General features: G+C 67.1%; 17 protein-coding genes. 9 read left to right on the plus strand and 8 right to left on the minus strand.

What is annotated here, in order from left to right:
* Positions 1 to 163: 163 nt before the first annotated feature.
* Positions 164 to 1,843 (plus strand): dihydroxy-acid dehydratase domain-containing protein, encoded by a 1,680-nt coding sequence (locus tag AC1RP5_RS27095; RefSeq protein WP_493115911.1) that lies wholly within the window; start codon positions 164 to 166, stop codon positions 1,841 to 1,843.
* Positions 1,844 to 2,053: 210 nt separating this feature from the next.
* Here the strand turns inward: AC1RP5_RS27095 and rutA are convergent, their stop codons facing one another.
* Complete coding sequence (rutA, locus tag AC1RP5_RS27100; RefSeq protein WP_493115912.1) at positions 2,054 to 3,136, minus strand: pyrimidine utilization protein A; 1,083 nt, start codon at positions 3,134 to 3,136, stop codon at positions 2,054 to 2,056.
* 133 nt (positions 3,137 to 3,269) lie between these two features.
* On the opposite strand from rutA, the gene AC1RP5_RS27105 reads away from it, so the two are divergent.
* The 5 genes from AC1RP5_RS27105 to hutC (AC1RP5_RS27125) all read left to right on the plus strand — a co-directional run bounded on the left by AC1RP5_RS27105 (position 3,270) and on the right by hutC (AC1RP5_RS27125) (position 7,476).
* Complete coding sequence (locus AC1RP5_RS27105; RefSeq protein WP_493115913.1) at positions 3,270 to 4,076, plus strand: phytanoyl-CoA dioxygenase family protein; 807 nt, start codon at positions 3,270 to 3,272, stop codon at positions 4,074 to 4,076.
* 25 nt (positions 4,077 to 4,101) lie between these two features.
* Complete coding sequence (locus AC1RP5_RS27110) at positions 4,102 to 5,055, plus strand: ABC transporter substrate-binding protein (RefSeq protein WP_493115914.1); 954 nt, start codon at positions 4,102 to 4,104, stop codon at positions 5,053 to 5,055.
* A 132-nt stretch (positions 5,056 to 5,187) separates the two neighbouring features.
* Positions 5,188 to 5,964 carry an ABC transporter permease gene (locus tag AC1RP5_RS27115; RefSeq protein ID WP_493115915.1) on the plus strand — a complete coding sequence of 259 codons (777 nt, stop codon included), beginning with the start codon at positions 5,188 to 5,190 and terminating at the stop codon, positions 5,962 to 5,964.
* On the plus strand, positions 5,961 to 6,743 hold the full coding sequence (locus tag AC1RP5_RS27120; RefSeq protein WP_493115916.1) for an ABC transporter ATP-binding protein: 783 nt from the start codon (positions 5,961 to 5,963) through the stop codon (positions 6,741 to 6,743). Before AC1RP5_RS27115 ends, AC1RP5_RS27120 begins: the two co-directional genes overlap by 4 nt.
* Before the next feature lie 7 nt (positions 6,744 to 6,750).
* On the plus strand, positions 6,751 to 7,476 hold the full coding sequence (gene hutC, locus AC1RP5_RS27125) for a histidine utilization transcriptional repressor HutC (protein WP_493115917.1): 726 nt from the start codon (positions 6,751 to 6,753) through the stop codon (positions 7,474 to 7,476).
* Here the strand turns inward: hutC (AC1RP5_RS27125) and AC1RP5_RS27130 are convergent.
* Genes AC1RP5_RS27130 through hutI form a run of 5 tightly spaced genes read right to left on the minus strand, consistent with a single transcriptional unit; the run spans position 7,461 to position 12,794 of the window.
* Positions 7,461 to 7,613, minus strand: a complete 153-nt coding sequence (locus tag AC1RP5_RS27130; RefSeq protein ID WP_493115918.1) for a hypothetical protein — start codon at positions 7,611 to 7,613, stop codon at positions 7,461 to 7,463. The genes hutC (AC1RP5_RS27125) and AC1RP5_RS27130 overlap by 16 nt on opposite strands.
* Before the next feature lie 60 nt (positions 7,614 to 7,673).
* Complete coding sequence (locus AC1RP5_RS27135; RefSeq protein WP_493115919.1) at positions 7,674 to 8,351, minus strand: DUF1028 domain-containing protein; 678 nt, start codon at positions 8,349 to 8,351, stop codon at positions 7,674 to 7,676.
* Positions 8,352 to 8,398: 47 nt separating this feature from the next.
* Positions 8,399 to 10,060: a urocanate hydratase gene (hutU, locus tag AC1RP5_RS27140; RefSeq protein ID WP_493115920.1), complete on the minus strand. Its 1,662-nt coding sequence runs from the start codon at positions 10,058 to 10,060 to the stop codon at positions 8,399 to 8,401.
* The gene (gene hutH, locus AC1RP5_RS27145; protein ID WP_493115921.1) at positions 10,057 to 11,598 is read right to left on the minus strand and encodes a histidine ammonia-lyase; all 1,542 of its coding nucleotides are present in this window, start codon (positions 11,596 to 11,598) and stop codon (positions 10,057 to 10,059) included. Before hutH ends, hutU begins: the two co-directional genes overlap by 4 nt.
* Complete coding sequence (gene hutI / locus AC1RP5_RS27150; protein ID WP_493115922.1) at positions 11,595 to 12,794, minus strand: imidazolonepropionase; 1,200 nt, start codon at positions 12,792 to 12,794, stop codon at positions 11,595 to 11,597. The genes hutH and hutI overlap by 4 nt, the downstream gene beginning before the upstream one ends.
* Positions 12,795 to 12,824: 30 nt before the next feature.
* Between hutI and AC1RP5_RS27155 the strand changes: the two genes are divergently transcribed.
* Together AC1RP5_RS27155 and hutC (AC1RP5_RS27160) are read left to right on the plus strand one after the other, a co-directional pair.
* Complete coding sequence (locus tag AC1RP5_RS27155) at positions 12,825 to 14,192, plus strand: formimidoylglutamate deiminase (protein WP_493115923.1); 1,368 nt, start codon at positions 12,825 to 12,827, stop codon at positions 14,190 to 14,192.
* Positions 14,189 to 14,908, plus strand: coding sequence for a histidine utilization transcriptional repressor HutC (gene hutC, locus AC1RP5_RS27160; protein WP_493115924.1), 720 nt, complete (start codon positions 14,189 to 14,191; stop codon positions 14,906 to 14,908). The genes AC1RP5_RS27155 and hutC (AC1RP5_RS27160) overlap by 4 nt, the downstream gene beginning before the upstream one ends.
* 130 nt (positions 14,909 to 15,038) lie before the next feature.
* Here hutC (AC1RP5_RS27160) and AC1RP5_RS27165 read toward each other — a convergent pair whose 3' ends face one another.
* Entirely contained in the window at positions 15,039 to 16,277 is a 1,239-nt protein-coding gene (locus tag AC1RP5_RS27165; protein ID WP_493115925.1) for a Zn-dependent hydrolase, read from the minus strand.
* 90 nt (positions 16,278 to 16,367) lie between these two features.
* Between AC1RP5_RS27165 and AC1RP5_RS27170 the strand changes: the two genes are divergently transcribed.
* A complete protein-coding gene (locus AC1RP5_RS27170) occupies positions 16,368 to 17,942 on the plus strand; it encodes a GMC family oxidoreductase (protein ID WP_493115926.1) in 1,575 nt (524 codons plus the stop codon).
* Position 17,943: 1 nt separating this feature from the next.
* Here the strand turns inward: AC1RP5_RS27170 and AC1RP5_RS27175 are convergent, their stop codons facing one another.
* A complete protein-coding gene (locus AC1RP5_RS27175; RefSeq protein ID WP_493115927.1) occupies positions 17,944 to 18,354 on the minus strand; it encodes a hypothetical protein in 411 nt (136 codons plus the stop codon).
* Positions 18,355 to 18,447 lie beyond the last annotated feature (93 nt).

The following is an 18,447-nucleotide window of genomic DNA, read 5'->3' on the forward strand; positions in this document are numbered from 1 at the left end:
CGAAGAGGTTGCACTGCGAAGGGACGAGGGTATTTCGGTGGCCGAACGCGGTAATTTGACCTTACTGAACGGTTGGGTACTTCTCCCTCTATCGGGACCGGCTCTCCTACTTCGCGGAAACAACATGAAAAAAGACAGCAGCACTTACTGGAAAAAATCCCGCGTGGAACTTCGCGCCGCCGGTTTCGAACCCGACAAGACGGCGCAGACCAGCGCCGTGGTCACCATCGCCAGCGCCTACACCAACGCCCATCGCTGCAACAATCGCGTCCGCACCATCAGCGACCTGCTGGTCGAGCTGCTGGCCGAGCGCGGCGGCAACGGGCTGATCGTCGGTGCGCCGGCTGTGTCGGACGCGCTGACGCAGGGCACGCCCACGGCCGGTTACAGTCTCGTGTCGCGCGACGTCGTGGCCGACTGCTTCGAGATCGGCCACTACGCCCATCACGGCGATGCGATGATCGTGATCTCGGGCTGCGACAAGACCGGCGCCGCCGCCCTGATGCCGCTCGCCCGCACCAACGCCTTCGGCCTGGTCCTCTATCCCGGCACCAGCTCGCCCGGCCGCGTCTCGTTCGGCGCCTGGGCGTCGAAGGGCAACAACCTCACCATCATGGATTACGTCGAGGGTCGCGCCGCCAACGAGGCCGGCCGCATCTCGGGCGAGGAGCTGCTCGAACTGGAAAGCAACGTGATGCCGGGCAGCGGCACCTGCGGCGCGATGTTCACCGCCAACACGATGAGCACCATTGCCGAAGCGATGGGCATGATGCTGCCGCGCGGCGCCTCCCATCCCGCCGACTACAAGGCCGGCAGCGACATCCATGCCGACGTGCGCGCCCAGGCCAAGGCTTCGGTCGATGCGCTCTATGCCCTGATGGCGGCCAACATCCGACCGCGCGACATCATGACGGAGAAGGCCTTCGAGAACGCCATCGCCACGGTCTATGCGATGGGCGGCTCGACCAACATGTATCTCCATCTGCTCGCCATCGCGCGCGAGGCGCAGGTGCCGATCACCATCGAGCGCATCCAGCAGGTTGGCGAGCGCATGCCGCTGATCTGCAATCTGCAGCCGCACGGCCCCTATGCGATGGTGAGCCTGCACGAGATCGGCGGCGTGCCGATCGTGATGAAGGAGCTGCTGCGCAACGGCTTCCTCCATGGCGACGTCATGACCGTGACCGGCAAGACGTTGGCGGAGAACCTCGCCTCGGTGCCAACCCTCGAGGAACTCGGGAAACAGGACATCGTCCTTCCCGTGTCCAAGCCCGCAGCGCCGGCGAACAACCATATCAGCGTGCTGAAGGGCAACCTCGCACCGGAAAGCTGCCTGCTGAAGCTGAGCGGCAAGACTCTGGAAAAGGGCGAGTTCCGCGGCATCGCGCGCGTCTTCGAATCCGAGGCCGACACGATGAAGGCGATCCGCGCCGGCGAAGTCGTGCCCGGCAACGTCGTCGTGGTGCGCAATGTCGGTCCCGTGGGCGGGCCCGGCATGCCCGAGATGGTGATGCTCACCATCCAGCTTCAGGGACGCGGGCTGGGCGAGGACGTGGCGCTGATCACCGACGGCCGCTTCTCTGGCGTCAGCCACGGCATCCTGATCGGCCACATCTCGCCGGAAGCCGCGCGCGGCGGCCCGATCGCGGCGGTGCGCGACGGCGACATCATCGTCATCGATCCCGGCAAGCGCACGCTCAACCTCGAGATTTCGGACGAGGAGCTGGCAAAGCGCATGGCCGACTGGCGTCCACCCGCCGCGGCCGACCGCCCGCGTCCGGGCTCCGTGCACGACAAGTACACGAAGCTGGTCTCGTCAGCGCATTACGGCTGCGTTGTTTAGAGACAACCGAAAGAAATAGCGGCTTGGTAAAAGCTCCGTCGTCTCGACCGGAGCACCGAAGGTGCGGAGTGGAGAGACCTTCTCTCCGCTAAAAGCCGGCAAATCATTGAGGGAAGGTCTCTCCACTCCGCGCTGCGCGCTCCGGTCGAGACGACGGATATCTCCTTGCGCGCCTCACACTTTCATCCTGACCACTGACTTCGGTCGCTCTCACGACGCCGCCGCGGCGAACCTGGCGCGGCTGCGCATCAACGGCTGGATGCGCTGGCCGAATTGCTCGATGCCGATGATGAAGTCGTCGAAGGTCAGCATCACGCCGGCCAGTCCGTCGATCTCGGCCATCTCGTCGAGCAGGCGCGCAACGGTGGCGTAGGAGCCGATCAGGCGCGAGCCGTTGTTGGGCAGCGGCTCGCGGCGGCGGATGCGGCCGGCGGTCGAATTGGCGGCGGCGAACTTGTCGGACGCCGCCTGGTCGGAGCGCCAGTCGATGGCGTCGAGGTCGACGCCCGCCTTGTAGTGCTCCCACTTGGCCATCGCCGCCTCGTCGGTCTCGTCGGCGATGATCATGGTGAGCGCCAGCGCCTTCACGTCGCGACCGGCGATGGCGCAGGCGGCCTTGAGGCGGCCGACCGCCTCGGCGCAATCGCGCGGATCGTTGGCCTCGCCCTGGCCGCTGCAGAAATTGTAGGTGCAGTGGTTCGCCGCGAACTTCATGCCGGCGTCGCTGGTGCCCGCCGAGATCAGCTTGATCCGCCGGCTGGGCTGCGGCGAGAGCCGGCAGTCGTTCATGGTGAAGTAGTTGCCCTTGAAATCGGACTGCCCCTTCTCCCAGAGTTCCTTCATCACCGTGACGTACTCGGTGACCATCTCGTAGCGATGCTTGAAATGCTCCTCGCCCGGCCACAGGCCCATCTGGTCGTACTCGGCCTTCTGCCAGCCGGTGACCAGGTTCACGCCGAAGCGACCCTTTGAGATGCTGTCGATCGTCACCGCCATGCGCGCAGTGATCGCCGGCGGCAGGGTCAGCACGGCGACCGTCGCGATCAGGTCGATGCGCGTCGTCACCGCGGCGAGGCCCGCCATCAGGGTGAAGGATTCGAGATTGTCGTCCCAGTGGCGCGATTTCCCGCCGAAGCCACGCAGCTTGATCATCGACATGGCGAAGTCGAAGCCGTAGCGCTCGGCGCGTTGCACGACCTCGCGGTTGAGATCGAAGCTCGGCGTGTATTGCGGCGAGGTCGACGAGATCAGCCAGCCATTGTTGCCGATCGGAATGAAGACTCCGATTTCCATGCTGCACCTGCCTTTGAATGGGGAGCAGGCAGCAAGCGCCATGCCAGCCACGCTGGGTCCGAATCCTCCCGATTCAGTCGCACTGGCACAGAATCTGCTGACTCGACCTGTATAGACAGGCTACAGGCTAGGCATGGGGACCGAACAGAATTTGCAGCAATCGGACGACGCGGAGCGCTATCGCCAGGACGGCGCGATCGTGCTGCGCGGCGTGTTCAACGACTGGGTCGAGCCGCTGCGCGCCGGCATCGACGCGTTGATGGCCAATCCCAGTCCGCTCGAACGGACGGTGCGGCCCGCCGACGGCTCGGCGCCGTTCTTCCAGGACCTGTGCAACTGGCAGCGCATCCCCGAGTTCGAGGCCTTCGTCTACAAGTCGCCCGCCGCCGAGATCGCGGCCGGCCTGATGGGCTCGCGCACCGCGCGCTTCTTCCATGATCATGTGCTCGTGAAACAGCCGGGCGGCAGCACGGTCACGCCGTGGCACCAGGACCAGCCCTATTACTGCGTCGAAGGCCGGCAGAGCGTGAGCTTCTGGATCCCGCTCGATCCGGTGCCGCGCGACGTGGTGATGGAGTGCATCAAGGGCTCGCACACCTGGGGCAAGGGGTTCCGGCCGATGCGCTTCGACGGCACGCGGCTCTATGCCAACGACGATTTCGAGGTGATGCCCGACATCGAGGCACTGCGTCCGACGCTCGACATTGCGGGCTGGGACATGCAGCCGGGCGACGCCATCGCCTTCAATTTCCGCACCGTGCACGGCGCGCCGGGCAACCAGTCGCCGCGCTCGCGCCGCGTCTTCTCGGCGCGCTGGGTCGGCGACGATGCCGTCTTCGCCAGGCGCGCCGGCCGGACCTCACCGCCCTTCCCCGATCTCGGGCTGCAGGACGGCGAGCCGCTCGATACCCCGCTCTTTCCCGTCGTCTATCGTTCGTAACACTCAGGTCAAAGGGAGCTTCGTCATGTCCAAGTTCACAGCAGTGGCCGCCGTGCTGGCGGCAACGGCCTTCGCCGGCGGCGCCGCCGCGCAGGACACCAAGGTCGCCATCGGCATCTCCGGCTGGACGGGCTTCGCGCCGATCACGCTGGCCAAGGAAGCCGGCATCTACAAGGCCAACGGCCTCGACGTGACGATCAAGAAGATCCCGCAGAAGGACCGCCACCTCGCGATCGCCTCGGGCGACCTGCAGTGCGCCGCGACCACGGTCGAGACCTGGATCGTCTGGAACACCAACGGCATCGCCACGACCCAGCTCTTCAAGATGGATCAGGGCATGGGCTCGGACGGCATCGTCGCCCGCAACAGCATCTCCAAGGTCGCCGACCTCAAGGGCAAGACCATCGCGGCCTCCGCGCCGGGCACCAACCCGCACTTCACCCTGGCCTGGATCCTGAAGAAGAACGGCATGTCGCTGAAGGACGTGAAGCTCGTCACGCTCGAGCCCGCGCCCGCCGCCAACGCCTTCGTCACCGGCACCGACCTCGACGCCGCCGTCACCTACGAGCCCTATCTCAGCCTCGTCCGCGACAAGCCCGAGACCGGCAAGCTGATCGCCGATTCGCTGCAGTACCCGATGGTGTTCGACTCGTTCGGCTGCACGCCGAAGTTCATCAAGGAGAACCCGAAGGCCGCGAAGGCGCTCACCGAGAGCTACTTCCAGGCCCTCGACATGATCGAGAAGGACAAGCAGAAGGCCTTCACCATCATGGGCGCCGACGTGAAGCAGACCGCCGAGCAGTTCGAGAAGTCGCAGTCCAAGATCAAGTGGGCCGACCGCGAAGCCAACAAGAAGTTCTTCAACGGCGAGATCCAGGCCTTCAACAAGGAAGCCGCGGAGCTGCTGCTCGAGATCGGCGTGATCAAGGCCAAGCCGGACAACATGGATACGTTGTTCGACACGACGTACATCAAGTAACGAGTCAGTTCTCCTCCCCCGTCAGCGGGGGAGGTGCCTCGTCTTACGAGGCGGAGGGGTCATGACCCCTCCGTCGGCGTAGGACACCGACACCTCCCCATATGAATGGGGAGGCGGCTTGAGAAGAGACGCATGAAACTGCTGGTTCCCGTCAAACGGGAGAATCGCATCGTCCTGGGCGTGGCGTTCTTCATCGCCTTTGTCGCGCTGTGGTGGCTGATCACCTGGACCGGCGCCGTGCCGAAGCACTTCCTCGCCTCGCCGTGGCAGACAGTCGCCTCGGGATACGACCTCTTTGCGACGCAAGGCTTCACCAACGACGTCGGCATGACGATCTGGCGCGTCGTCGGCGGCTTCCTGCTCGCGGCCGTCATCGCCGTGCCGCTCGGCATCGCGATGGGTGTCTACAAGCCGATCGAGGCCTTCTTCGAGCCCTTCGTCTCCTTCGCCCGCTACCTGCCGGCCTCGGCCTTCATTCCGCTGCTGATCCTGTGGGTCGGCATCGGCGAGGCGCAGAAGCTCACCGTCATCTTCATCGGCTGTTTCTTCCAGCTCACCCTCATGATCACGATGATCGTGAGCGGCACGCGCCGCGACCTGGTCGAGGCCGCCTATACGCTGGGCTGCAAGGACAGCGGCGTCATCCGCCGCGTCGTGCTGCCGGGCGCCGCGCCTGACATCGCCGAGGCGCTGCGCCAGGTGCTGGGCCTGGGCTGGACCTACATCATCGTCGCCGAGCTGATCGGCGCCTCGTCGGGCATCGGCCACATGATCACCGACAGCCAGGCGCTGATGGCGACCGACCACATCATCGCGGGCATCGTGGTGATCGGCCTGGTCGGCCTGCTCTCGGACGTCCTGTTCAAGAAGGTGAACCAGCACCTCTTCTCGTGGAGCCTGCTGCGATGAGCCGGCTCTCGATCCGCGGCGTCTCCAAGGTCTTCCCCGGCCACCGCGGCAACGTGCCGCCGACCCAGGCGCTGCTGCCTGTCGATCTCGAAGTCGGCGACAACGATTTCATCACGGTGCTCGGCCCCTCGGGTTGCGGCAAGTCCACCCTGCTGCGGCTGGTCGCCGGCCTCGAAACGCCGACCACCGGCGAGATCAAGCTGGACGGCACGAAGATCGAGGGCGCCGGCGCCGATCGCGGCGTGGTGTTCCAGAGCTACACGCTCTTCCCCTGGCTGAACGTGCGCCAGAACATCTGCTTCGGCCTGCGCGAGAAGGGCATGAAGCTGTCGGAGCAGCGCGAGATCAGCGACCGCTTCATTGCCCAGGTCGGCCTGCGCGGCTTCGAGGATCATTTTCCCAAGCAGCTCTCCGGCGGCATGCAGCAGAGGGTGGCGATCGCCCGCGCTCTGGCCAACGATCCCAAGATCCTGCTGCTCGACGAGCCGTTCGGCGCGCTCGACAACCAGACGCGCGTGCTGATGCAGGAGCTGCTGCTCGGCATCTGGGAACAGGCGCAGAAGACCGTGATGTTCATCACCCATGACATCGACGAGGCCATCTTCATGGCCAGCCGTGTCGTCGTGTTCAGCGCCCGCCCCGGCCGCATCAAGACCGAGCTGACCGTCGACCTGCCGCATCCGAGGCACTACACGGTCAAGACGACCCCTGAATTCATGGCGCTGAAGGCCCGCCTCACCGAGGAGATCCGGGTCGAAGCCATCGCCGCGGATCACTGAGGGCAGCATGGAACCGACCGCGCTCTACCAGCAGGTCGAGGACTATATCGTGCGCCATATCCAAGACGGCTCGTGGCCACCCGGCCACCGGCTGCCCTCCGAGCACGATCTGGTGAGCCGCTTCGGCATGTCGCGCATGACGGTGAACCGCGCGCTGCGCGACCTCGTCCAGCAGGGCCGCATCGTTCGCGTGGCCGGCGTCGGCAGCTTCGTCGCCGAGGACAAGCCGCAGTCCACGCTGCTGCACATCGCCAGCATTGCCCGTGAGGTCCGCCAGCGCGGCCACGACTATCGCTGCGCGCTACTCTCGGCCGAGAGGGTCGCGGCGCCCGGTGACATCGCAGCCTGGCTCGGTTTGCGCTCGGGCCAGTCTGTCTTTCATTCGGTGTGCCTTCATCTCGAGAACGAGGTGCCGGTGCAATTCGAGGAGCGCTACGTCAATCCGCAGGTCGTGCCGGACTTTCTAGACCAGGATTTCAGCGAGACGCCGCCCGGCGAATATCTCGTGCAGAACGTGCCGTTCGACGAGATCGAGCATGTGGTGGATGCCGTGCTGCCGACGCCCGACCAGGCGAGCCGGCTGCAGATCGACGCCTCGGAGCCCTGTCTGCTGCTGACGCGCCGCACCTGGACGCGCACGGTGCCGGTCACGATGGTGCGCTGCCTGCACCCGTCATCGAGGTACAGGCTGGGCTGCCGCTTCGACGCGGTCGGAAATCAGCGATTGGGCTGAAGGGCCTGGGTGGCGGTGAGGGCCGCCCACGAGCGCGACGCCTGCTGCGCCCACAGCGCCCGCTTCATCGCGGCTTCGAGCCGCTCGCGCGCGACCTTGTCGGCAGGTTCTTCTGAAGGGAGATGATCGCGGGGCATGCGAACCAAACGTCACGACCCGCGATAAAGTTGCACGACAAGATCAAGTCGCTTTGAGTTTCATGCCTTTAGCTTCATGCCGGGCGGCGGCACCGCGGCTTCCGGATCGACGGCGCGGATCACATAGGCCTCGGCTTCGGGCTCGTACTTGGCCCAGAGACGGGCCAGTTCGGCGATCGGCTGGGCATGATCGTCGGCGCGCAGGTCGACGTAAGGGAAAGACTCCCGGTCGACGACCAGCAGCGCCGCCGAGGTCACCGGCTGGAACTCGCCGCCGGCCGCCTCGCCCGCCGCCAGCGCATCGAGCAGGCGGCGCGCCAGCGGCTGGTCGGGCGAGGCCTCGAAGGCGCTGACCATGGCCTGCGGCAGGGTGGCGGAGCGCACGATGTTGGCGATGGACGCGCAATCCCTGCCCTGCGCTTCCCCGCGCTCGGCGCGGACATTGGCGCCGGAATAGACGGCGGTGCGGCCGGCTGCATCGATCAGCGCCATCTGCCGCCAGTGGCGGTGCGGTGTTGCCGCGACCACGGCCTGCATCGCCTCCGGCGCCGAGAAGCCGTGGGCCAGCAGGTCGAGCGCCAGCGGCCCCAATCTTGGATCGGTCCGATGCTGCGTCAGCGCCGCGCCGATGCCCGCCCGCGCATGCGAGCAGCGCGACCCGACCGAGATCGACGAAGTGGTAACGACCGCCCCCAGCATCCCGGTCCGGGCGCATCGTCCGACGAGCGAGAAGGTCATGTCAGCGCTCCTATCTCCAAAAGCTCCGTCGGACGACGGGTGTTTTTCTACAAACTCGGCAGATTGAGCCCCTTCTCGCGGGCGCAGTCGATGGCTTCCTGGTAGCCGGCATCGGCGTGGCGCATGACGCCGGTCGCCGGGTCGTTCCAGAGGACGCGCTCGACCCGCTTCGATGCTTCCGGGGTGCCGTCGCAGACGATGACCATGCCGGCATGCTGGGAGAAGCCCATGCCGACGCCGCCGCCGTGATGCAGCGACACCCAGGTCGCGCCCGAGGCACAATTGAGAAGTGCGTTGAGCAGCGGCCAGTCGGACACGGCGTCGGAACCGTCGCGCATGCCCTCGGTCTCACGGTTGGGGCTGGCGACCGAACCCGAGTCGAGATGATCGCGGCCGATCACGATCGGCGCCTTGAGCTCGCCCTTCGCCACCATCTCGTTGAAGGCGAGGCCGAGGCGATGGCGGTCGCCGAGGCCGACCCAGCAGATACGCGCCGGCAGGCCCTGGAACTTGATGCGCTTCTTCGCCATGTCGAGCCAGTTGTGGAGATGCTTGTTGTCGGGCAGCAGCTCCTTCACCTTCTCGTCGGTACGATAGATGTCCTCGGGATCGCCCGAGAGCGCGGCCCAGCGGAACGGCCCGACGCCCCGGCAGAACAGCGGCCGGATATAGGCCGGCACGAAGCCCGGGAAGGCGAACGCATCGGCCACGCCCTCTTCCAGCGCCATCTGGCGGATGTTGTTGCCGTAATCGACCGTGGGCACGCCGAGTTTGTGGAATTCCAGCATGGCGCGGACATGGCCCGCCATCGACTGCTTCGCGGCCTTGGCGACGCCGGCCGGATCGGTGGCGCGCCTGGCCTCCCAATCGGCGAGCGTCCAGCCCTTGGGCAGGTAGCCGTTCACCGGATCATGGGCCGAGGTCTGGTCGGTGACGCAATCCGGCCGCACGCCGCGGCGCAGCAACTCGGGCAGGATGTCGGCGGCGTTGCCTAAAAGGCCGACCGAGAGGGCCTTCTTCTCGGCGGTCGCCTTGGCGATGATCGCGAGCGCGTCGTCGAGATCCTTGGCCTGGACGTCGAGGTAGCCGGTGCGCAGGCGGAACTCGATGCTGCTCGGCCGGCATTCGATGGCAAGGCACGAGGCGCCGGCCATCGTCGCGGCCAAAGTCTGCGCGCCGCCCATGCCGCCCAGGCCCGCCGTCAGGATCCAGCGGCCCGCGAGGCTGCCGCCGTAATGCTGGCGCGCCATCTCGACGAAGGTCTCGTAGGTGCCCTGAACGATGCCCTGGCTGCCGATGTAGATCCACGAGCCGGCCGTCATCTGGCCGTACATCATGAGGCCCTTGCGATCGAGCTCGTTGAAATGCTCCCACGTCGCCCAGCGCGGCACGAGGTTGGAGTTGGCGATCAGCACCCGCGGTGCATCGACATGGGTGCGGAACACGCCGACCGGCTTGCCCGACTGCACCAGCAGCGTCTCGTCGGCTTCGAGCTTGCGCAGCGAGGCCACGATGCGGTCGAAGCTCTCCCAGTCGCGCGCCGCGCGGCCGATGCCGCCATAGACCACCAGCTCGCCCGGCTTCTCGGCCACGTCGGGATCGACGTTGTTCATCAGCATGCGCAGCGGCGCCTCGGTCAGCCAGCTCTTGGCGGAGAGTTCAGTGCCGTGCGGCGCCCGGACGGTGCGGGCATTGTCGATGCGGTTCATGGTGTCTCCTGAAGGGCAGGCAGGAAGCCGGTGCCGACGGTGGCGACGATCGTGCCATTCGCGACGAGCGCGGTGGCTTTCTCCATGTCGGGATGGAAATGGCGGTCGTCCTCGAGATGGGGCACTGCGCTGCGCAGCAGGGTGCGCACCGCTTCGAGCGGCGGGCTGGAGGCCAGCGGGCGATGGAAGTCGCAGCCCTGCGCCGCCGCCAGAAGCTCGATACCGATCACGGAAGAGAGGTTGGTTGCCATGTCGAGCAGGCGGCGCGCGCCGTGCGCGGCCATCGAGACATGGTCTTCCTGGTTGGCTGAGGTCGGGATCGAATCGACGCTGGCGGGATAGGCGCGCTGCTTGTTCTCGGAGACGAGCGCGGCCGCCGTCACCTGCGGGATCATGAAGCCCGAGTTGAGGCCGGGCCGCGGAGTCAGGAAGGCCGGCAGGCCCGACAGAGCCGGGTCGACCAGCATGGCGATGCGCCGCTCGGCCAGCGAGCCGATCTCGCAAAGAGCCAGCGCGATAATGTCGGCGGCGAAAGCCACCGGCTCGGCGTGGAAGTTGCCGCCGGACAATGCCTCGTCGGGATCGGTGAAGATCAGCGGATTGTCGGTGACGCCGTTGGCTTCCGTCTCCAGCGTCGTCGCGGCCTGGCGCAGGATGTCGAGCACCGCGCCCATGACCTGCGGCTGGCAGCGCAGGCAATAGGGATCCTGCACCCGCTCGTCACCCACGAGATGGGAGGCGCGGATCGCCGAACCAGACATCAGGCGGCGCAGGGCTTCGGCCGCCGCGATCTGTCCGCCGTGACGGCGCAGATGATGGATGCGCGGATCGAACGGCGCATCCGAGCCGCGCGCCGCATCGGTCGAGAGCGCGCCGGTCACCAGCGCCGCACCATGGAGGTTCTCGGCTTCGAAGAGACCGGCCAGCGCATAGGCGGTGGAGAACTGCGTGCCGTTCAGCAGTGCGAGCCCTTCCTTGGCGCCCAGCACCAGCGGCTTCAGTCCGGCATCGGCCAGCGCCTTCGCGGCCGTTACGATCTTGCCCCCGACGATGAAATCGCCGACGCCGATCATTGCCGCGCTCATATGCGCGAGCGGTGCCAGGTCGCCCGAGGCGCCGACCGAGCCCTGGCAGGGCACGACGGGCGTCAGGCCTTCGGCCAGCAGCGTTTCCAGCAGCCGCACCGTCGCGGGCTGCACGCCCGACGCGCCCTGCGACAGGCTGCCGAGTTTCAGCGCCATCATCAGACGCACGACAGGCACGGGCATCGGCGCGCCGACGCCGGCCGCGTGGCTCAGCACGATGTTGCGCTGAAGGGTCTGCAGGTCGGCTTCGTCGATGCGGACGCTGGCCAGCTTTCCGAAGCCGGTGTTGATGCCGTAGACGGGCTGGTGCCTGGCGAGGATGGAAGACACCGCCCGCGCCGATTTCTCGATCACGTCATAGGCGGCGGGATCGAGGCTCACTGCGGCGCCGCGATAGATGTCGCGCCAGGCCGCGAGCGGAACCGTTCCCGGCGTTATCACGATCGACTTCATTTGCCCCTCCAGACCCGCGCGTGCAGCGGATTGAAGCCCATGCGGTAGACCAGCTCGGCCGGGCGCTCGATGTCCCAGATCGCGAGGTCGCACCATTTGCCGGCTTCGAGCGTTCCCACCTCGTCAAGACAGCCCAGCGCCCGCGCCGCCTCGCGCGTCACGCCGGCCACGCACTCGTCGACCGTGAGCCGGAACAACGTCGCGCCCATGTTCATCGCCAGCAGCAGCGAAGTGAGCGGCGAGGAGCCAGGATTGCTGTCGGATGCGAGCGCGATCTTCGCGCCGTGCCGGCGCAGCAGCTCGACCGGCGGCTTGTGCGTCTCGCGCACGAAGTAGAAGGCGCCAGGAAGCAGCACGGCGACGGTGCCGGCCTGGGCCAGCGCCGCAACGCCCGGCTCGTCGACATATTCCAGGTGGTCGGCCGATAGCGCGCCGTAACGTGCCGCAAGGCTGGCGCCGTGGAGGTTGGAGAGCTGCTCGGCATGGAGTTTTACGCGCAGGCCCTTCGCCTTCGCGGCCTCGAACACGCGCTCGACCTGTTGCGGCGTAAAGCCGATGCCTTCGCAGAAAGCGTCGACCGCATCGGCGAGGCCCGCCTTGGCGACGGCCGGCAGCATCTCGTCGCAGACGGCGGCGATGTACGCATCCTTGTCGCCGTTGGCTTCCGGCGGCAGCGCATGCGCGCCGAGAAACGTCGTCTTGACCGAGAGCGGCCGTGCCTCGCCGACGCGGCGGGCGGCACGCAGCGATTTCATCTCGGTGGCCGTGTCGAGCCCGTAGCCCGACTTGACCTCCAGAGTCGTGACGCCCTCGCCCATCAGCGTATCGACCCGCGGCAGCGCGCTCGCGACCAGCTCGTCTTCGTCCGCCGCGCGGGTCGCGCGCATGGTCGAGACGATGCCGCCGCCCGCCCGTGCGATCTCCTCGTAGCTGGCGCCCGCCAGCCGAAGCTCGAACTCGTGTGCGCGGTTGCCGCCATAGACGATATGGGTGTGGCAATCGACCAGGCCCGGCGTGATCCAGCGGCCGGCGCAATCGATCGTCTCGGCGGCATCGAGCGACGGCGCGGCAGCCGCCGGACCGGCATAGACGATACGGCCGTCGCGCGCGGCTAAAAGCCCGTCGTCGACGATGCCCAGTCCCTCGCCTGTCAGGGTCGCGAGACGTGCGTTCTTCCAGAGGCGGTCACATTGCATGGCGGCCTTATTATGACTATACATAATAATATGTCCAGAACCGCCCTCTGGTTCCGCTCCCTGCTCCTGCCCGACGGCTGGGCTGACCACGTGCGCCTCGTCATGGTGGACGGCCGGATTGAAACCTTGATGAAGGACGTCCCGGCCGAGGCGGAGGACGAACGTCACGAGATCGGCCTGCCCGGCCTGCCCAACCTGCACAGCCACGCTTTCCAGCGCGGCATGGCGGGCCTCACCGAGCAGCGCGGCAGCACGACCGACAGCTTCTGGACCTGGCGCGAGGCCATGTACCGCTTCGTCGACCATATGGGTCCCGACGAGGTCGAGGCGATCGCGGCACAAGCGTTCCTGGAAATGCTCGAAAGCGGTTTCACCCGTGTCGGCGAGTTCCATTACGTCCATCACGATGCCAGCGGCGCGCCCTATTCCAACATCGCGGAGTTGGCGGCGCGCATCGCCGCCGCTGCCGGCGAGACCGGCATCGCGCTGACCTTGCTGCCCGTCTTCTATCTCCATGCCGGGTTCGGCGGCCTGCCCGCCGCGCCGGGCCAGCGGCGCTTCATCAACGACGTCGATTGCTACGCCAGACTGATCGAGGCCAGCCGCACGGCCGTGTCGTCGCTGCCCGGCGCGGTGGTCGGCATCGCGCCGCACAGTCTGCGCGCGGCGACGCCTGAGGAGATCGCGGCGATCCTGCCGCTTGCCCAGGGCGGCCCCGTCCACATCCACGTCGCCGAGCAGGTGAAGGAGGTCGAGGATTGCCTCGGCTGGTCCGGCCAGCGCCCTGTGGAGCTGTTGCTCGATCGCCTGCCGGTCGACGAACGCTGGTGCCTCGTCCATGCGACGCATGTCACCGAAGCCGAGACCAACGGCATCGTTGCGCGCGGCGCCACCGTGGGCCTGTGCCCCATCACCGAAGCCAATCTCGGCGACGGTCTCTTTCCCGCGCAGTCTTTCCTGGAGCGCGGCGGCCGGTTCGGTGTCGGCTCGGACTCCAACGTCCTGATCGACGCCGCCGAGGAATTGCGCCTGCTCGAATATGGCCAGCGGCTCGCCCTGCGCACACGCAACGCGCTGGCCAAGCCTTCGACGCCCTCGGTCGGACGCAGCCTGTTCGATGCCGCGCTTACGGGCGGTGCGCAGGCGCTCGGAGCCTCATCGACACTGGCCGTTGGACAGCCGGCGGATCTGGTAAGCCTGAAAGCCGACGACACGGCACTCGCGCATCGGCACCATGACCGCTGGCTCGATGGCTGGATCTTTTCGGGCGGTCGCCAGACCGTGGATTGCGTCTGGCGTGCCGGGGCGAAGCTGGTGAACGGCGGACGGCACATCCATCGCGACGCCATCGGCAAGCGCTACCGGCAGGCACTGCAGAAGGTGCTGCAGGCCTCATGAGCAGCACCGCGACTTCCCTTCACCAGAAAATCCTCGGCGACCTGCAGGGCAAGATCCTGTCGGGCAAGCTCGCGCCCGGCGCGCGCATCGCCACCGAGCACGAGCTGGCCGAAGCCTATGACTGCTCGCGAATGACGGTAAGCAACGTGCTGGCCAAGCTTGCCCGCGCCGGTCTGGTCGAGCGCCGCCGCAAGGCCGGCACCTTCGTGACGCGGCCGCAGTCGCAGGCCGCCGTCCTCGAAATCCACGACATCAAGGCCGAGGTGCTGGCGCTGGGCCTTCCCTACCGCTTCGAACTGGTGTCGCGCACGGCGCGGCGCAGCACCGCCACCGATCGCGAACTGCTCGACACCAAGTCGGCTGGCCGCCTCCTCGCTTTGTCCGCCCGTCACTTCGCCGGCCCCAAGGTGTTTTGTCTGGAAGAGCGGCTGATCAACCTCGAAGCCGTGCCCGAAGCCGCCACGCAAAGCTTCGACAAGGTGGCACCGGGCCGCTGGCTGCTCGACAGCGTCCCCTGGACCGCGGCCGAGCACCAGATCAGCGCCAGCAACGCCGCCAAGCCTGTCGCCACCTTTCTGTCAGTGCCGGCGGGCACCGCCTGCCTGATCGTCGAGCGCCGCACCTGGCGCGCGGCCCTGCCCGTCACGCACGTGCGCCTCACCTATCCCGGCGACTCACATCAGCTCGTCGCCCGCTTCACGCCGACCCAGGCCTGACACCAGTTACCGTCGTCCCGAGCGGAGCGCAGCGAAGTCGAGGGACCTCTTTTCGTTTCGACAGGCCGTGCGCCGGAAAAGAGGTCCCTCGACTGCGCGCCTACGGCGCTTCGCTCGGGACGACGAGAATCTACCGATTCGCCCGCGCCACGGCGGCGTTCAGCAGGAGGTTGGCGCCGGGCACCGATCGGGTGAGTTCGATCGCTTCGTTGACGTTGTGGCTGATGCCCTCGAAGCAGGGCGTGAAGATCATCGCCGTCGGCGCCAGGGTCGCCACCGCATAAGCATCGTGGCCGGCCTGGCTGCGCATCTCGCGATAGGGCAGGCCGAGTTCCTTGGCGGTCGTCTTCAGCAGCTCGATGCATTCCGGCGCAAACAGCTCGCTGCCCCAGCTCCAGCCTTCCGAGACCTCGATCTCGACATTGGCCTTCTTGGCCGCGGCGACGATCGCGGCATCGACCTCGGCGCGCATCGCCTTGAAGCGGTCGGCGTCGATGTGGCGGAAGTCGATGGTGAGCTTCACCTGCTCGGCGTAGGTGCCGGCCAGATTGGGGAAGCTCTCGATACGCGTCGTCGTGGTGCGGCCCTCATCGGCCGCATAAGCGAGGCCGATATCGTTGACCGCGGCGATGACATAGCCGGCGCCGACCAGCGCGTTGCGCCGCTGCGCCATCGGCGTGCCGCCGGCATGGCCGGTGTCGCCGTTGATCGTGAGCCGCAGCGCCTGGGTCTTGTAGCCGCCGACCACGATGCCGACGTCGCAGCCCTCGCGGTCCAGCACCGGCGCCTGCTCGATGTGCAACTCCAGATAGGAATCGAAGGTGCGGCCCACAGGGGCTGCGCCGGCATAGCCGATCTCGTCGAGCGCCTGCTCGACCGTGATGCCAGCATCGTCGGTGGTCGCCAGCACGCTTTCCATCGAGATCACCTTGGCGAAGGCCATGGACCCCATCATCGGCGGGTTGAAGCGCGCGCCTTCCTCGTTGGTCCAGCAGATCACCTCGATGCCGCGCTTGGTCGGCAGGCCGCGATCGTTCAGCGTCCGCACGACCTCCAGGCCGCACAGCACGCCCAGGATGCCGTCATAGCGGCCGCCACAGATCTGCGTGTCGAGATGGCTGCCGATCGCGACCGGCGGCAGCGACGGATCGGTGCCCGCCCGCCGTGCGAAGATGTTGCCCAGGCGATCGACCTCGACGGTGCAGCCCGCCGTCTTCGCCCACTCCACGAAGAGGTCGCGCATCTGCTTGTCCTCGGCCGACAGGGCAAGGCGGCGCAGGCCGACGTCGCGGAAGCGTCCGATCTCGGCAGACTGTTCCAGAGTGTCCCAAAGACGCTCGGGATTGATCTCCAGGACATTTGCGACCATGCGGCGCTCCTTTTGCGTGCGGCTTTCTGAACGGGCGATGGCATTCTACCCAAGAAGCATGCCAGCCCCTCGGGACAGCGAAGGCGATCCATGGACAACGAGTACGACTACATCATCATCGGCGGCGGTTCGGCTGGCGCAACGCTGGCCGCCCGGCTGAGCGAGGATGCCACGATCCGCGTGCTGCTGCTCGAAGCCGGGCGCGACTTCCGCACCGCCGAGACGCCGCATCATCTCAGGATTCCCAATCCGCTGCGCGCCATCGGCGACGACAATTACCGCTATCCGAAGCTTTTGGCGCGCCGCACCGAGCGGCAGGAGCCGAAGCTTTTATGGCGCGGCCGGGCGATCGGCGGCAGTTCGACCATCAACGGCCAGATCGCCATCCGCGGGATTCCGGAGGATTTCGAGGACTGGGAGTCGATGGGCGCCGCCGGCTGGGGCTGGGAGGCGACACTCCCCTACTTCCGCAAGCTCGAGACCGACGTCGATTTCGGCGACGCGTCCTATCACGGCGACAGCGGGCCCCTGCCCGTCTATCGCGCGCCCATCGACCAGTGGGGCACCGTCGATCGCGCCCTGCGTGAGGCGGCCCTCGGCGTCGGCTATCCCTGGTGCGAGGACCACAATGCGCCCAGCGGCACGGGCGTCGGGCCCTACGCGATCAACAGCCGGCAGGGCCTGCGCATCTCGACCAACGACGGCTATCTCGAGCCGGCGCGCGGCCGCTCCAACCTTACTATCGTGGGCAACGCCATCGTCGACACGCTGCAATTCGAGGGCAATCGCCCGCATGTCAGCGGCGTACGCGTGAATGCCGGCGGCGAGGCGCGCAACGTGCGGGCGCGGCGGGAAGTCATCCTGTCGGCCGGCGCGATCCATTCGCCGGCGATCCTGCAGCGCTCCGGCATCGGCCCCCGCGCGCTGCTCGACCGGCTCGGCATCGAGGTCGTGGCCGACCGGCCGGTGGGCGAGCATCTGCTCGACCACCCGATCGTCGGCCTCATGCTCGACCTGAAGGACGATTCGCGGGTGAGCACCCTGATGCACCGCCACACCAATTGCTGCCTGCGCTACTCCTCGGAGCTGGCGGGCGCGGGCATCAACGACATGATCATGATCGCGGGCAACCTGCGGCCCGAGGAAGACGGCGGCACGGCGCGGGCGCGCCTCGCGGTCTCGGCCTTCCAGGCGTTCAGCGAAGGCAGCGTCCGCATCACGACGCGCGATCCCGCCATCGATCCCCAGGTCGACGAGCGCATGCTGTCGGATGAGAGTGACTTGATCCGCATGCGCGACGGCGTGCAGCGGATGCGGATCCTGTGCCTGCAGCCCGCCTTCAAGGAAATCTCGACCTTCGTCCAGTACGGCACGACGGGTCGCTCGATCGAGGACCCGTTCGACGCCAAGGCGCTGGACGACTGGCTGTTCGACGAATGCTCCGACGCCCAGCATGCCAGCGGCACCTGCCGCATGGGTGCGGCCGACGATCCGCGCTCGGTGGTCGATCCGGAGTGCCGGGTGATCGGCTGCACGGGACTGCGCGTCATCGACGCGTCAGTCATGCCCACCGTCGTGCGCGCCAACACGCATTTCACGACGGTCATGATCGCGGAGAAGATGGCGGACGAGTTGAAACAGGCCCGTCCGCGCATCAGCGCCTAGATCAGGTGCGGAGGTCCTTCGCGCGCGCCTTGCTGAGCGCGGCGTTGCAATCCTGGCCCTTCAGCGGGGCGCGGATCTTCCAGCACATCGTCTCGTCGTCCTTGGTGACGCCGGAATTGCAGTAGAAGACGTCCTTCTTCTTCTGCAGCCAGACGCCGCCCGGAACGGCCGCCTTGATCTCGTAGGAGTCGGCCAGCAGGTCCGAGGTCGAGAGGCCGGGCTGCTCCTGGTGCTGCGACGCGCAGGTCGCCTCACCCGGCATGCCGGGCTGCGGCACGGCTGCAGTCTGCGGCGTGGCGCCCTGCGGACCGGTCGAATCGGTGAGCCCGGCAGTCTGCGCGTAGGCCACGGCGGCGATCGTCAGGACAGCAGCCGTCACAGCCGAAATGATGAATTTCGTCTTGTTTTCCATGTGCTTAGATCCCAAGGGCTCCGGGGGTAGCGCCCCACGCGCCGCCCCGGAACTCGTTTTCCCACGCCGGGATATATAATTTCGCAGCCTTAC

The organism is Reyranella sp. GW821-FHT12G01, assembly GCF_058806575.1.

Bases quoted from the DNA above. Each gene is read 5' to 3' on its own strand.
- rutA (WP_493115912.1), bottom strand. From the start codon at position 3,136: ATGGAAATCGGAGTCTTCATTCCGATCGGCAACAATGGCTGGCTGATC.
- AC1RP5_RS27105 (WP_493115913.1), top strand. From the start codon at position 3,270: ATGGGGACCGAACAGAATTTGCAGCAATCGGACGACGCGGAGCGCTAT.
- AC1RP5_RS27110 (WP_493115914.1), top strand. From the start codon at position 4,102: ATGTCCAAGTTCACAGCAGTGGCCGCCGTGCTGGCGGCAACGGCCTTC.
- AC1RP5_RS27115 (WP_493115915.1), top strand. From the start codon at position 5,188: ATGAAACTGCTGGTTCCCGTCAAACGGGAGAATCGCATCGTCCTGGGC.
- AC1RP5_RS27120 (WP_493115916.1), top strand. From the start codon at position 5,961: ATGAGCCGGCTCTCGATCCGCGGCGTCTCCAAGGTCTTCCCCGGCCAC.
- hutC (WP_493115917.1), top strand. From the start codon at position 6,751: ATGGAACCGACCGCGCTCTACCAGCAGGTCGAGGACTATATCGTGCGC.
- AC1RP5_RS27130 (WP_493115918.1), bottom strand. From the start codon at position 7,613: ATGCCCCGCGATCATCTCCCTTCAGAAGAACCTGCCGACAAGGTCGCG.
- AC1RP5_RS27135 (WP_493115919.1), bottom strand. From the start codon at position 8,351: ATGACCTTCTCGCTCGTCGGACGATGCGCCCGGACCGGGATGCTGGGG.
- hutU (WP_493115920.1), bottom strand. From the start codon at position 10,060: ATGAACCGCATCGACAATGCCCGCACCGTCCGGGCGCCGCACGGCACT.
- hutH (WP_493115921.1), bottom strand. From the start codon at position 11,598: ATGAAGTCGATCGTGATAACGCCGGGAACGGTTCCGCTCGCGGCCTGG.
- hutI (WP_493115922.1), bottom strand. From the start codon at position 12,794: ATGCAATGTGACCGCCTCTGGAAGAACGCACGTCTCGCGACCCTGACA.
- AC1RP5_RS27155 (WP_493115923.1), top strand. From the start codon at position 12,825: ATGTCCAGAACCGCCCTCTGGTTCCGCTCCCTGCTCCTGCCCGACGGC.
- hutC (WP_493115924.1), top strand. From the start codon at position 14,189: ATGAGCAGCACCGCGACTTCCCTTCACCAGAAAATCCTCGGCGACCTG.
- AC1RP5_RS27165 (WP_493115925.1), bottom strand. From the start codon at position 16,277: ATGGTCGCAAATGTCCTGGAGATCAATCCCGAGCGTCTTTGGGACACT.
- AC1RP5_RS27170 (WP_493115926.1), top strand. From the start codon at position 16,368: ATGGACAACGAGTACGACTACATCATCATCGGCGGCGGTTCGGCTGGC.
- AC1RP5_RS27175 (WP_493115927.1), bottom strand. From the start codon at position 18,354: ATGGAAAACAAGACGAAATTCATCATTTCGGCTGTGACGGCTGCTGTC.